General features: G+C 72.6%; 9 protein-coding genes. 6 read left to right on the top strand and 3 right to left on the bottom strand.

The genetic code is table 11. The features are described 5' to 3' along the window. Positions 1–41: 41 nt before the first annotated feature. Positions 42–404: a ClpX C4-type zinc finger protein gene (locus CFK38_RS05360; RefSeq protein WP_096802158.1), complete on the bottom strand. Its 363-nt coding sequence runs from the start codon at positions 402–404 to the stop codon at positions 42–44. Positions 405–546: 142 nt separating this feature from the next. Here CFK38_RS05360 and CFK38_RS05355 point away from each other — a divergent pair, with 142 nt between their 5' ends. From CFK38_RS05355 to CFK38_RS05340, 4 genes are all read left to right on the top strand, one after another. Further along, positions 547–1,791 carry an MFS transporter gene (locus tag CFK38_RS05355; protein WP_096802157.1) on the top strand — a complete coding sequence of 415 codons (1,245 nt, stop codon included), beginning with the start codon at positions 547–549 and terminating at the stop codon, positions 1,789–1,791. A gap of 150 nt (positions 1,792–1,941) precedes the next feature. Continuing rightward, positions 1,942–4,932 carry a glycoside hydrolase family 2 TIM barrel-domain containing protein gene (locus CFK38_RS05350; RefSeq protein WP_096802156.1) on the top strand — a complete coding sequence of 997 codons (2,991 nt, stop codon included), beginning with the start codon at positions 1,942–1,944 and terminating at the stop codon, positions 4,930–4,932. Between the two features lie 98 nt (positions 4,933–5,030). Next, complete coding sequence (locus CFK38_RS05345; RefSeq protein ID WP_096802155.1) at positions 5,031–5,627, top strand: hypothetical protein; 597 nt, start codon at positions 5,031–5,033, stop codon at positions 5,625–5,627. A 229-nt stretch (positions 5,628–5,856) separates the two neighbouring features. Continuing rightward, on the top strand, positions 5,857–6,672 hold the full coding sequence (locus tag CFK38_RS05340; protein ID WP_245851235.1) for a hypothetical protein: 816 nt from the start codon (positions 5,857–5,859) through the stop codon (positions 6,670–6,672). A gap of 69 nt (positions 6,673–6,741) precedes the next feature. Here CFK38_RS05340 and CFK38_RS05335 read toward each other — a convergent pair whose 3' ends face one another. Beyond that, positions 6,742–8,319 carry a hypothetical protein gene (locus tag CFK38_RS05335; protein WP_096802154.1) on the bottom strand — a complete coding sequence of 526 codons (1,578 nt, stop codon included), beginning with the start codon at positions 8,317–8,319 and terminating at the stop codon, positions 6,742–6,744. Between the two features lie 7 nt (positions 8,320–8,326). Next, positions 8,327–9,619, bottom strand: coding sequence for a tRNA guanosine(34) transglycosylase Tgt (gene tgt, locus CFK38_RS05330; protein WP_096804225.1), 1,293 nt, complete (start codon positions 9,617–9,619; stop codon positions 8,327–8,329). A gap of 120 nt (positions 9,620–9,739) precedes the next feature. On the opposite strand from tgt, the gene CFK38_RS05325 reads away from it, so the two are divergent. Together CFK38_RS05325 and CFK38_RS05320 are read left to right on the top strand one after the other, a co-directional pair. Next, positions 9,740–10,678, top strand: coding sequence for a hypothetical protein (locus tag CFK38_RS05325; protein ID WP_096802153.1), 939 nt, complete (start codon positions 9,740–9,742; stop codon positions 10,676–10,678). Between the two features lie 478 nt (positions 10,679–11,156). Continuing rightward, positions 11,157–13,256, top strand: coding sequence for an acyltransferase family protein (locus tag CFK38_RS05320; protein ID WP_245851234.1), 2,100 nt, complete (start codon positions 11,157–11,159; stop codon positions 13,254–13,256). Positions 13,257–13,267 lie beyond the last annotated feature (11 nt).

The raw sequence follows: 13,267 nt of genomic DNA, 5'->3' as shown, positions 1-13,267 counted from the left end.
CGCGGCGACGCCCGGAAGCTTCCACGAGGTCGACGCGCCGCTCAGCGTTCCTCGACGCGCCGGAACCTCTCCCACGCCGATTGGCGGGCCACACCGAGACCGTCACCGATCGACCCCCACGACATCCCGCGCGAGCGCATGTAGTCGACCAGATCCCGCTGGAAGCGTTCGAGCTGCGGTCGCTGCCGCGTGACACCCCGGAGCATCCTCACCAGCTCCTGCTCGGTGTGCGCCTCGAAGGCGGTCACGGCCGCTTCGGTGCCCTCATCGAAGGAGCGCACCGCCTCGTGGGCACAGAGCTGGCAGATCATCACGCCGAGCCCACCGAGGAGCGGGCGGTCATCGGCACCCGGGTGACCGCAGAACCCGCAGTGCATCTGGGAGATCCCCTTCGGTCCGCGCATGCAGCAAGTCTAGAGGCGGCCCCACGCTCGACACAGCCGCCGCGTCAGACTACCCTGACGTCACCTCTCGTCAGGGCGCCCTGACGCCTTCGAGGGCAGTCCCTCGAGGACGGCCCGCCCTCCGTCGAAAGCACTGGTGACCATGCGCAGAATCCTCCTCGCCACACTCGGCGAGTCCACGGGCGATGACGCCGTGCGCACCCTGCTGCCCCTGATCGCGGTCGCCTCTCTCGGGGTCGGCGGCAGTCTCCTGGGCGTGCTGAACGCCCTTCCCTTCCTCTGGTACCTCTGTGCTCACCGCCAGATCGGCGCCGCGGTCGACGCGCTCGGGCACCGGCGTGCGGTCCTGCTCGGCAACGGCCTGCGCGTGCTCACGGTGACGACCCTGATCCTGCTGCTGGTCACCGGTCACCTCTCGGTGCTCGCACTGCTGGTGCTGGCGGCGACGATCGGACTGGGTGACGCACTGTTCACCACCGGCCACAGCTCCATGGTCCCCGCCGTCGTCGGCAGGGAGCGCACCGCCGACTGCTACCAGCGCATCGAAGGGATCAGCGCGGTGGCCCGGGTCTCGAGCCCGGCAGCGGTCTCCGCCCTCCTCCGCCTGGCATCCCCTGCCCTCGCCCTGGGCCTCGGGGGCGCGGCCTATCTGTTCAGCCTGATCACCCTCGCGACCATGCCGCACCGAAGGAGTCCGGACGCGAACTCGCCGGAGAGTGCCGAAGCGTCGAGGAGCCGCGCAGGGCAGAGGCCGTCCCCGACCTCGAGGCCGGGATGGACCGTGCGACGAGTGCTGTCCACCCGGGGGCTGTCTCACCTCACCCTGTCCACCATGCTCCTGAACTCCGCGGCGATGGTCTCGGGCACGGCCCTGGTGCTCTTCGCACTGACGACCCTGGGCCTGCCCACCTCGACTGTCGCCCTGTTCACTGCGGCGGGAGCGCTGGGCGCCCTGCTCGGTGCCACCTTCTCCACGCCGCTGCGCACCCGCCTGCCCACAGGCGGGGCGAAGCTGTGTGCCACGGCGGGCGTCGCCCTGAGCAGCCTGGTGATCCCGGCGGCCTTCCTGCTGCCGGCTGCACAGGCCGTGACGATCGCGGTCGGCGAACTCCTGGTCGCCGCGTGCGCGACGGCGTCGACGATCGTCGGCTCCGATGTGCCGGCGCGCCTGGTCCCCCAGCAGCAGCTGGGCCGGGCGTCCGCGGCGATCCGTCTGCTGACGATCGGGGTGATGCCGGTGACGAGCGTGCTCGGCGGCCTGCTGATCGCGGCCAGCTCGCCGGTGGCGGCATTGCTCGGGGCCGCCGGCCTCGCCGCCACCGCCTGCCTGCCCCTGCTCCGGATCCGCCGCTGGTCCCCACCTCCACCGCCCGAGGAGCCCGCCTGAGCTCGACAGGCCCAGCCGCCGCCCCCGTGCCGCCCTGGCCTGCCCCGGGCCCGGCTCGTCTCACCGAACGGCCCGCTCCCGGGTACACTCTCTCGTGAACGTTCACGACGACGGTCGTGAGCACTCTCGAGTCCAGGAGACGCCTCACCGATGAGCACCCCGCTGCCGCCCGCCGATCACTCCGACCGCTGGTGGGAGGAGCTCCCCGCCGGCCGGAACCGCCTGCGCGGTCGCGCCCACCTGCACTCCGATGCGCCGGAGCTGAGCCTCGACGGGGACTGGGGGTTCCGCTACGGCACCCGCGCCGACGGCACCGACCTCGGCGAGGCCGCGACCATCGCGGTGCCCGGGATGTGGCAGCTGCAGGGCTACGGTTCCCCGCAGTACACCAACGTCGTCTACCCGATCCCGCGCGAGGTCCCGCACGTGCCGGACGAGAACCCCACCGGCCACTACTCGCGCACCGTGACCGTCCCCGCCGAGTGGGCCGAGCAGCTCGCCGCCGGGGCACGCGTGCTGCTGCGCTTCCAGGGCGTGGACTCCGCGGCGAAGGTGTGGATCGACGGGGCCGAGATCGGCGTGACCGCCGGGTCCCGCCTCACCCAGGAGTTCGACGTCACCGAGGCGCTCTCCCCCACCGGTGAGCACCTGCTCGAGGTCCGCGTGGTGCAGTGGTCGGTGAACACCTACGTCGAGGACCAGGACATGTGGTGGGCCTCGGGCATCTTCCGCAGCGTGGACCTGCTGCTGCGCCCGACCGGCGGGATCCATGACCTGGTGACCGTCGCCGACTTCGATCCGGCCACCGGTCACGGCACCCTGAGCGCGACCGCCTTCGACGCGGACGGCGCCGAGGTCGTGGCGAAGGTCGAGATCCCCGCGCTCGGCCACTTCGCTGCGACCGGCGTGGACCCCCTCGACCTGGGCGAGGTGCGGCCCTGGTCCGCCGAGGACCCGCACCTGTACGAGGCCGTCGTGCGCACCGGGACCGAGACCGTCACCCTGTACGTGGGCTTCCGCCGCGTCGAGGTGGACGGGGACATCTTCCGCGTCAACGGAGAGCGCATCGTGTTCCGCGGTGTGAACCGCCACGAGGCGGACCCCGTCCTCGGTCGCACCCAGCACGAGGGCAACCAGGACCTCGACGTGGCGCTGATGAAGCAGCACAACCTCAACGCCGTGCGCACCTCCCACTACCCGCCCCACCAGCGCTTCCTCGAGGTGTGCGACGAGGCCGGGCTGTACGTGATCTGCGAGGGCGACTTCGAGACCCACGGCTTCCACACCGACTCCACCTGGGGCGAGGACGGCACCGGCGCGACCGAGGGCCCGGCGCGGAACCCGCTGTTCGAGGAGTCGCTGGTGGAGCGCTCCGAGCGCTTCGTGCGCCGCGACCGCAACCATGCCTCGATCGTCATGTGGTCGATCGGCAACGAGGCCGCCTCCGGCCCGGTCACCGAGGCGATGGTGGCCGCGGTGCGCGAGACCGACCCGACCAGGCCGGTGATCTACGAGCAGGACTACGCCGCGGAGTACGTGGACGTCTTCTCGCTGATGTACTCCACGATCGAGGAGTCCACCCAGATCGGGCGGCGCGAGCTGAGCCAGGAGTACCAGGACAAGCTCACCCGCATGCTGGCCAGCTTCGCACTGGACGTGCCCGAAGGGCATTTCGCGAATCCGCCGGCGATGACCAAGCCGTTCCTGTGGATCGAGTACGCCCACGCGATGGGCAACGGCGCCGGCTCGCTGAAGGAGTACATGGCGCTGACCGAGCAGTACCCGGCGCTGCACGGCGGCTTCATCTGGGAGTGGATCGACCACGGCCTGGAGACCACCGACGCCGAGGGCCACCGCATCTACGGCTACGGCGGCGACTTCGGCGAGCGCCTGCACGACGGCAACTTCGTGGCCGACGGCCTGGTGCTGCCCGACCGCACCCCGTCCCCGGCTCTGCTGGACGCCAAGCACCACTACTCCCCCGTCGGCCTCGAGGTCTCCCCCGGCGGTGCGCGGCTCACCAACCGCTACGCCTTCAGCGACCTGAGCCACCTGCGCGCCGAGGTCTCGCTGGATGCCCAGGCCAGCTGGCAGGAGCTCGAGCTGCCGCGGGTCGCCCCCGGTGAGAGCGTCGAGGTGGCGCTGCCGGTGCACGAGGGCGCGACCACCACGGTGCGTCTGACCACCCGCGCGGCGCAGGGCCCGGTCCCGGCCGGTCACCTAATCGTGACCGCCGACCATGTGGAGGCCGAGCGGCTGCGCGCCGCACACGCTCCGTCGGCCGCCGCCCGCCTCGCCCCGACCCGCGGTGAGGACGGCTGCTGGAGCCTGGGCCCGGCCCGCTTCGACGACCTGGGCCGCCTGGTGGGCCTGGGCGCGCTGGAGATCGAGCAGGCCGGGGTGGATCTGTACCGCGCCCCGGTGGACAACGAGCGCGCCCGCACCCGCGCTCCGCTCGAGGCGCGGTGGAAGCGGATCGGTCTGGACCACGCCCGTCGCCGTCTGGTCGAGATCACCGCGGACCCTGCCGACGGGGACGTCCTCGTGGTCCGCAGCCGGATCGGCCTGGACGGCTCGGCGCTGGGCGCCGACGTCACCGAGCGTTTCAGCGGTGATGCGGACGGCGTCGACGTGGAGGTGACGGTGACGCCCTCGGCGTTCTGGCCCACCGACCTGCCGCTGCCACGGATCGGCTGGACCTTCGCCCTCCCCTCGGCCCCGGACCAGGTGGAGTACGACGGATTCGGCCCGCATGAGTCCTATCCGGACACCGGCGGCGGCACCACCTTCGGCCGCTGGTCCTCCTCCCTCGCGGAGCTCCAGGTGCCGTACGTGTTCCCACAGGAGAACGGCAATCGTGCGGGGACGGTGCGCGCCGAGCTGCGCGGCGACCACGGCCCGGCCCTCGCGATGCGGGCACCGGAGGGTCTGGGGCTCGCGGTGCGCCCCTGGTCCACGGCGGAGCTCGACGCCCGAGCGCACGACGGGTCGCTGCGCCCCGACGGCCGCACCTGGGTGACCCTCTCCTCCGCGCTGCACGGCGTGGGCTCGGCGGCCTGCGGTCCGGAGCCGCTGCCGCAGTACGTGCTCTCCGCCCGCGAGGAGAGCTTCCGCTTCCGTCTGGCCCCTGCTGTGGACTGAGATCGCGATCCTCGTATCCCCTCCGCGCACGGCGGCGCCCGATACCCTGGAACGGGCGTCGCCGTGACGCCATGACACGGCAGCACCGAGGGGGAAGCATGACTCAGGGGTACGGACCGGACCACGGACAGCAGGGCCAGTGGGGACAGGACCCGCCCGAGGGAGCGCCCGCCCCCAGCGCTGACGCGACGGCTCCCGTCGGCCTGATCAGATGGCTGTTCGTCATCGGCATCGCCGTGGTGACCGTCCGCGCACTCCTCGTGCTCGTCTCCATCCTCCTGTCGGTCTACTTCTACGGACTCGCCTCGACCGCGACCGATACGGATGACGTCATGATCTCGTTCGGCGTCGGATCGATCGTCATCTCAGCGGGCCAGCTCGTCACGGTCGTCCTGTCCGTCGCGCTCCTCACTCTGGCGATCATCGTCGCGGTGAAGGCGAGAGAACGCGGTCGCACCGGGGCGATCATCGTCGGTGGAGCAGTGGTGCTCTCCTTCGTCATCTTCGTCCTCGTCTTCTTCATCGGCCGGTTCCTCTTCATCAACGCCCCGGGCGTCGCCGGGGACGGCGTCGATGGGATCTTCAGGATCGCGATCATCGACCACGTCGTTCAGGCGGTGCACTGGCTGGTGTTCTCGGCTGCGGTGCTCATCGGCGCCGTGAGGGCCCGTCGCTGGGCGCGGCAGATCACCTGATCCCGCAGGCTCTCCGCCGCTCATCCGGCAGACGCCTCGACCCCCGACCTGGTGGTCCCCACCGGCTGCGGCCCGCACGGCTCGTGCCCGGCCCCCCGCGGCGGCACCACCTGCGGCGCCGACCGGGCGTGAGAACGACATCTCCGCGGTACCCCGGTCATGGCGGCGCCCGATACGCTGGGACGGGCGTCGCCGTGACGCCATGACATGGCAGCACCGAGGGAGAAGCATGACTCAGGGGTACGGACCGGACCACGGGCAGCAGGGGCAGTGGGGACAGGGCGGGCAGAATCCGTCGCCCCCGACACCGCAGTGGGGCCAGCCCGAGCAGCAGGCTCCCGCCCCGCAGCCGCAGTGGGGCCAGCCCGAGCAACAGGCTCCCGCCCCACAGCCGCAGTGGGGCCAGCCCTCCCCGATGGCCTCTCCCTCCGCGCCGCAGTGGGGCCAGGTCCCTCCCGCCGCCCCGGCCGGGTATCCGGGTGCCGCCGGCCAGTACGGCATGGGCGCCGGCCCGCAGCTCGATGCAGGTGACGGGGTCAAGTGGAAGCGGGTGAAGCTCATCGGCCTCATCCTGCTGATCGGCACGGCCGTGCTGCTCCTGGCGCGCCTCGGCATCAACCTCGCTTCGTTCATCGCGGCGGACGACCTGGCCGCCTCCGACACCGGGGGCGAGATCGGCGCCGTCGGGATCGGGTCGAGCCTGGCGTCCGTCCTGCTGTACGGCCTGAACTTCCTGGTGAACATCATCGTGTTCGGTCTCGGGATCGCCGCCGCGGTGATGGGTCGCGGCCGGGCGCGGGTGGGCGGAATCATCGCCGCCGTCGCCATCCCCGTCTCCGCCGTCCTCTTCTGGATCCTCCTCTTCGTCATGGTGGCCATCCTGATGGCCACCGGTGTGGCCGACGAGCAGACCGGTGCCATCACGGCCGCCGGCTATCGCATCACGGCGGGGACCAATGCCCTGCACGCCCTCGTCATGGTCGCGATCATCGGGCTCGGCGCGTTCTTCGTCCACAGCACCGCGTCGAAGAAGCTCTCCGCCTGAGACCAGCTCGTCACCGACAGGACGCCCCGGACCTCGCAGAGGGCCGGGGCGCCCTGTCGTCGCCGCCGTTCACGGTCCCAGCAGCAGGGTCTGCCCGTCCACGGTGACCAGGGCCCTGCCGCCGCCCACGGCGCGGAGAGCGTCGATCTCCTCGGCGACGTGCGCCTCGACCGTGACCTCGCCGGTCACCACGTCGATCACCCGCAGCCGCCGGCTGCTGCGCGGCTGCAGTGGCCGTTCCCTCTCCACGCCGTCCACCACCACGGCGGTGCCGGCCTCGAGGGTGCCGTGCACCTCCGTGTCCGGGGAGGAGAGCGGGAGCGTCCAGGTGTTGGCGCCGCCGGCGAGCTCGTAGGCGAGCAGCTGTCCGCTCGCGTTGGTCACGACCATCGCTGTGCCGTCGATGCCGATCCTCGCGCTGAAGGCAGCGACCTGTTCCACCCCCTCACCGCCCGGAATCGTCCAGTCCGCCCGCTGCTCGCTGGCGACGATCTCGCCCGGGGTATCGCTGCCCGCCTCGGTGCCGGTGGCGAGCACCCGTCCCCGGTCCAGCCGCACCGACCAGTCCCCCGCCGGTGAGGGGGCGGACTCCCACAGCACCGCCCCGTCGCGGAAAGCGGTGGCGGTCAGCGCACCGTCCTCGGCGGAGCAGACGGCCAGCACCAGGGGCGCGGGGTGCAGCGGGTCCGGGGCGGTGACCGCCTCACCGGTGACCGCGATCCGGCACTCCTCCTCGGGCCCGACCAGGATGCGGCCGACGGGGAATCCGGTCGCCGGGTCCCGCTGGATCCAGCCCTGGCCGGGATCGAAGCTCAGCGGGATGGCCGGCAGCACCCCCGTCGTGCGGAGCGCGTCGAGCAGACCGGGGGGCTGCTCGGGGCGGGCGGGCACCTCGACCCCTGCCGGGTCCGGTCCCCTCGTCTCGGCAGGGGCGCCGACCACCCAGAGCGACTCCTCCGGGGCGGTGAGGTCAAAGCCGGAGAGCCGGCAGAACCCCTCGGTGCAGCTGCGCAGCACGATCCGGTCACCGGCGAGCGCGAGCGGAGTGCCCTCGAAGGTCCGGGACGGGAACCCGCCCTCGGGGACGGAGGCCGCGGGGTCCAGCAGGAGCACCTCGGTCGAGGCGCCGGTGGCGCGCACCAGCCGCCGCCCGTCGGCGGAGAGCGCGAGCACGTCGTGCGCGGAGGCCGGGACGCGGTGGACGACTCCGTCGAGCAGCACCTGGCCGGAGCCGTCGGCGCGGCGCACCAGCACGGGGCTGCCGGACGAGGGCAGGGAGTGGACGGCGTCCCCCTCGGCGAGGGGCTCGAGCGCGAGCGTGGCCCCGTCCGCGAGCGGGTCGACGCGGGTGGCGACCACGGCCGGGATGGTGAGCACCAGGGCGGTGGCCAGCGCCGTACCGGCGGCCACCAGGAGCCGCGGCCGCGGCGCGAGGCGGACTCTCCTGCCGGCCAGCACGGCGCACAGCGCCGCCCCGAGTCCCAGGGCGGCGAGGACCCCGGCGGCCAGGCGCAGGGCGCCGAGCACGAGATGGCTCCCGAGCAGCGCGCAGATGCCGGCCAGGGCCAGCAGCACCACCGCGGCCCCGAACGCCGTGGTCCGGTCGAGCCGGCTCTCCGGGGCAGGCGCCGTCCTCTGGTGGGTCACCGCCGGCTCACCGCGGGGCGCCGTAGTAGGCGCCGGTGGTCTCCTCCCGCAGGGCATCGAAGTCGCCGCTGCGCAGGGAGTCGCGGATCCGGTCCACCAGACGCACCACGAAGCGCTCGTTGTGGATCGTGCACAGGGTCGAGGAGAGCATCTCCTTGGCCCGGAACAGGTGGTGCACGTAGGCGGCGGTGAAATGGGTGCAGGTGTAGCAGTCGCAGTCCTCGTCGATCGGGGCGAACCGGCGGCGGTACCTCGCCCCGGTGAGGTTCACCCGACCGGTCCGGGTGTAGACGGCGCTGTTGCGGGCCACGCGGGAGGGGGAGACGCAGTCGAAGGTATCGGCCCCGGCGGCGATCGCGACGAACAGGTCGTCGACCTCGCTGATGCCGAGCAGGTGGCGGGGGCGCTCCTGGGGCAGCTCATCGGTGACCCAGCCGACGATGGTGCCCAGGTTCTCCTTCTCCAGCGCCCCGCCGATGCCGAAGCCGTCGAAGGCCTGCCCGCCGACGTCCATCGCGCCGAGCTCGCGGGCGGCCCGGCGGCGCAGATCCTCGTGCTGAGCGCCCTGGATCACGCCCCACAGCTGCTGGTAGGGCCGGTGGCTGCGCTCGGCGGTGAGCCGGGAGTGCTCGGCCAGGCAGCGCAGCGCCCACAGCCGGGTGCGCTCGAGCGCCTGCTCCTGGTAGCCGCGGGAGTTCATCAGGGTGGTCAGCTCGTCGAAGGCGAACATGATGTCCGCTCCCAGCCCGTGCTGGATCTGCATCGAGATCTCGGGGGTGAAGCGGTGCACGTCGCCGTTGATGAAGGAGCGGAAGGTGACGCCGTCGTCGTCGACGTGGGCCAGGCGCTCCTTGCCCTCGGCGACGTCGTCGTCCTCGCCGGAGGAGGTGCGGGCCTTCTCGCCGCCGGAGAACTCGCTGGAGAGCACCTTCTTGAAGCCGGCTCCCAGGCTCATCACCTGGAAGCCGCCGGAGTCGGTGAAGGTGGGACCGGGCCAGTTCATGAAGGCCCCGAGCCCACCGGCCTCGTCGATCAGGTCGTGGCCGGGCTGGAGGTAGAGGTGGTAGGCGTTGGCCAGCAGCGCCTGCGCCCCGAGGTCGCTCATCGATTCCGGCAGCACTGCTTTGACCGTCGCCTTGGTGCCGACGGGGACGAAAGCGGGGGTGGCGATCTGCCCGTGCGGGGTGGTGATCACGCCGGCGCGCGCCTTCTCGCCGTGGCGGGCGAGGACCTCGAACCCGGTCCCCGTCGCGGGCGGCGCGAGGGCGGAGGGCGGGGCGACGACGGGGTCCGGGCTCAGGGGAGTCACCGCACCATGGTCCCACGTCGGTCGGTGTTCCCCAGGAACCGCCCGCCCGCACGGCACCGCCGCCGTAGTATCGGCTCGCTCCCTCTCCCGCTCCGTGCTCAGGACGCTCCCATGACTCCTCCCGCCCCGTCCTCTCCTCCGCTGCGGAGGGCCGCTGTCGCCGTCGCCGCCCTCGCAGCGCTCTCGGTCCTCGTCTCGGTCGTGATCATGGTGGTGGCCGCCCTCCCCCGATCCGAGGTGGCCGGCGCCGTCCTGCAGGTGTCCTACCTGGCGGCCGGCGTGCTCTCCGTGCTGCTGTCCGCGGCCGTGGTGCTGCTCGTGCAGCACGCGAGCGGGTCCGCGGACGCCGTGCGGCGCTCCGCGCTGCTCGTGCTGGGACTGCTCGCAGTGACGCTCCTGGTCGATCCGGTGCAGTCGGTGGTGATGAACGTGCTGGTCCTGGGCGACGTCCTGCCCTCCGGGCCCGACGCCGCTACGGCAGTGGTCACGCTCACGGTGCGTGGCCCGGCGAGCCTCGTGCTGCTGGTGATGGGTCTGCTCGCGCTCCTGATCGCCGCCCGCGCGGCACGGGAGCCCCGCACGCTCCGGATCCCGGGGACGCCGACGGTCCTCGCCGTCGTGCTCGCCGTGCTGGCGCTGTCGGCGCTCGCGTCCGTCGCGGCGAGCTGGCTGGTGAGCGGGATGCGGCCCGGCGGCGGAGGGGTCGCCGTGCTGCTCACCTCGGCGCCCTCCCTGATCGGCGGCCTCTCCCACGCGCTCCTGGTCCCCGCCGGAGCCCTCGTGATCGCCCGCACCGCAGGAGCATCGCGCCGACTGGCCTGGTTCGCGCTCGGCGCGGAATGGCTGAGCGTGGTCGCAGTCACTCTCCTCTACCGGATGCTGATCCTCCAGCTCTCGCTCACCGGCACGGCCTCCTTCGTGCTGTGGAACGGGCTGGCAGCCGGGGCGCAGGTGCTCGCCATGGGCACGGTCCTGGTGCTCGCACTGGTGGTGGCGGTGCTGGTGCGAGGATCCGGGTCCCGCCCGTCACCGGCCCCCGCGACCCCGTGAGCATCCCCTCTCCGATCCACTAGGATCCACGCAGCGCCGGGACGCGGGAGCAGGCCGCCCACGGCAGACGTCGCCACCTGCCGCGCGGAAGGGGATCGCGATCAGTTCGCCCAGTGATCCTCGGACCCCTCCTCCTCGCGGCCACGGTCCGCGACCGCTCGAGGACCCGGAGCGCACCGAGGCGCGGGAGCAGCCGGTCCCTCCCCCGCTCGCCGATGCCCTCGAGGACTGGACCCAGGAGTCGCAGGAGGAGCTCGCGGCGCCGCGTGCCCGCGAGCGCGCGGGCTCCGACCTCTCCACCTGGCTCACCGGCCCCCTGCCCTCGCAGACCTCGTCCCTGGGAGACTGGCTGCAGGGCCCGATCGAGCTGCATGCCGAGCGCGAGGCGGAGGATGCCTGGTCCACCTCCGGCTCCGTCTCCGGCACCTGGCGGCTGCGCGGTGAGGACGTCCGCTCCCGCAGCCCGGAGCTCTCCGCCGTGGGCACCGCTGCGACTGCGTCGGCGGCCGCGCCGCAGCGCTCCCGCCCCGCCTTCCGTCGCGAGCTGCACGGCCTGCGGGCGGTGGCGCTGGGCCTGGTCGCCGTCTACCACATCTGGCTCGGACGGGTCTCCGGCGGTGTGGACGTCTTCCTGTTCCTCTCCGCCTTCTTCCTCACCGGCACCTTCGTGCGCCGTCTCGAGAACGGGCGACCGCTGGGGATCCCGCGCTACTGGCTGCACACCTTCAAGCGCCTGATGCCCCCTGCCGCGGTGACGATCCTGCTGGTCCTGGCCGGGACCGCCGCCTTCCTGCCCTCCTCGATGTGGCAGGTGATCATGCAGGAGGCGGTGGCCTCCGCCCTCTACCTGGAGAACCTGCTGCTGGTGCTGCTGCAGGTCGACTACCACGCCCGCGATGCGAGCGGCTCCTCCCCGCTGCAGCACTTCTGGTCCCTGAGCGTGCAGGGGCAGGCCTTCGTGGTGTGGCCGCTGCTGTTCCTGCTGGTGGCGCGCCGGGCCCGGGCCGGGAAGTCGGTGCGACGGCCCCTGATCGCGCTGGTCTCCCTGCTCGGCGCGGCGTCCCTGACCTGGTCGATCATCTCCACCCAGTCCCAGCAGCAGATCGCCTACTTCGACACCGCGGCCCGTATGTGGGAGTTCGCCGCCGGGTCCCTGCTGGCCCTGGCCCTGCCGCTGCTGGACCGGCTCACCGGGGCCCGTCGCCCCGAGGACGGTGCCGCCCCTCGCCTGCGCACCCTGCGCGCCCTCACCGGCTGGCTGGGCATCGCCGCCCTGCTGGCCTGCGGGATCCTGGTGGACGTCTCGGCGCTCTTCCCCGGCTGGATCGCGCTCTGGCCGCTCGCCGCCGCGGGCGCGGTGGTGGTCGCCGGACATTCCGGCACCCGCTGGGGGGTGGACTCGGTGCTGTCCACGCGCCCCGCCGCGTTCATCGGCGACATCTCCTACGCCCTGTACCTGGTGCACTGGCCGCTCCTGGTGATCTGGCTGCACCACAGCGGGCAGGCGCGCGCCGGACTGCTGGACGGACTGGTGGTGCTGGCCGGATCGGTGCTGCTGGCCTGGCTGGTGACCCGGGCGGTGGACTCCCCGGTGCGTCGCTCACGCTGGTTGGAGGCGCGTCCCTGGCGGGCGCTGACCGCGATCGCGCTGAGCTTCGCCCTGGTGGCGGGCGCGGCGGGCGGCTGGTGGGCGGTCTTGCACCGCACCGCGGCGCAGCCGCCGGAGGCTGCGGGGCCGAGCCTGGCCACCGACGAGGTCGCCACCATCGCCCCGCCCGACATCCGCCCCTACGGCTGGCAGCTGGGGTCCCAGTGGCCAGACCTGCCCGAGCGCTGCGGAGGCCCCTGGGAGCCCGAGCGGAGCTTCCGCCACGTGAACTGCCAGCAGCTGCTGCCCGCGGACGCGGACGTCTCCGCGACCGTCGTGGTGGTGGGCAGCTCCCACTCCCGCCAGTTCATCCCTGCGCTCATCCCCTGGGCGGAGGAGAACGACCTGCAGATCGTGAACCTCTCGATGGATGGATGCGGCTACCTCGCCGGCACCGAGCGGGGCCCGTACTGCGCGGGCTACGACGACTACGTCCTGGAGTACCTGGAGGCGGTCCAGCCCTCGACCGTGCTGACCACGGTGACCCGCGCCGACGCCGACAGCCCCGCGGAGACTCTCCCCGAGGGCACCCAGGAGGCGGTCCAGATGCTGCTGGACCGCGGCATCGACGTGCTCGCCGTCCGCGACACCCCCCGCTGGGAGGTGGACCAGTACCAGTGCGCGGAGGCGGTGATCGATGACGGCGGCACCCCGGCCGAGGCGGACGATGCCTGCGGGGCCGATGTCGAGGACAAGCTCGCCCCCGAGAACCCGGCCGCTCCGCTCGCCGCGCTCGACGGTCCGGACGCCGCAGTGACCCTGCTCGATCTCACACCACAGGTCTGTCCCGCCGGACGCTGCTCCCCGGTGCTCGGCGACGTCTACGTGTACATGGACGACAATCACCTGACCAGGCTCTTCGTCGAGCAGGTTCTCACAGACCCTGTCACACGAGCACTCGAGGAGCAGGTCGCTGCCGCTTCTTCGTGAGAGCATTCTGG

The organism is Brachybacterium vulturis (assembly GCF_002407185.1).
GTDB lineage: Bacteria > Actinomycetota > Actinomycetes > Actinomycetales > Dermabacteraceae > Brachybacterium > Brachybacterium vulturis.
The sequence above is the reverse complement of the archived record's forward strand: the minus strand, read 5'-3'. Positions and strand labels throughout refer to the sequence as shown.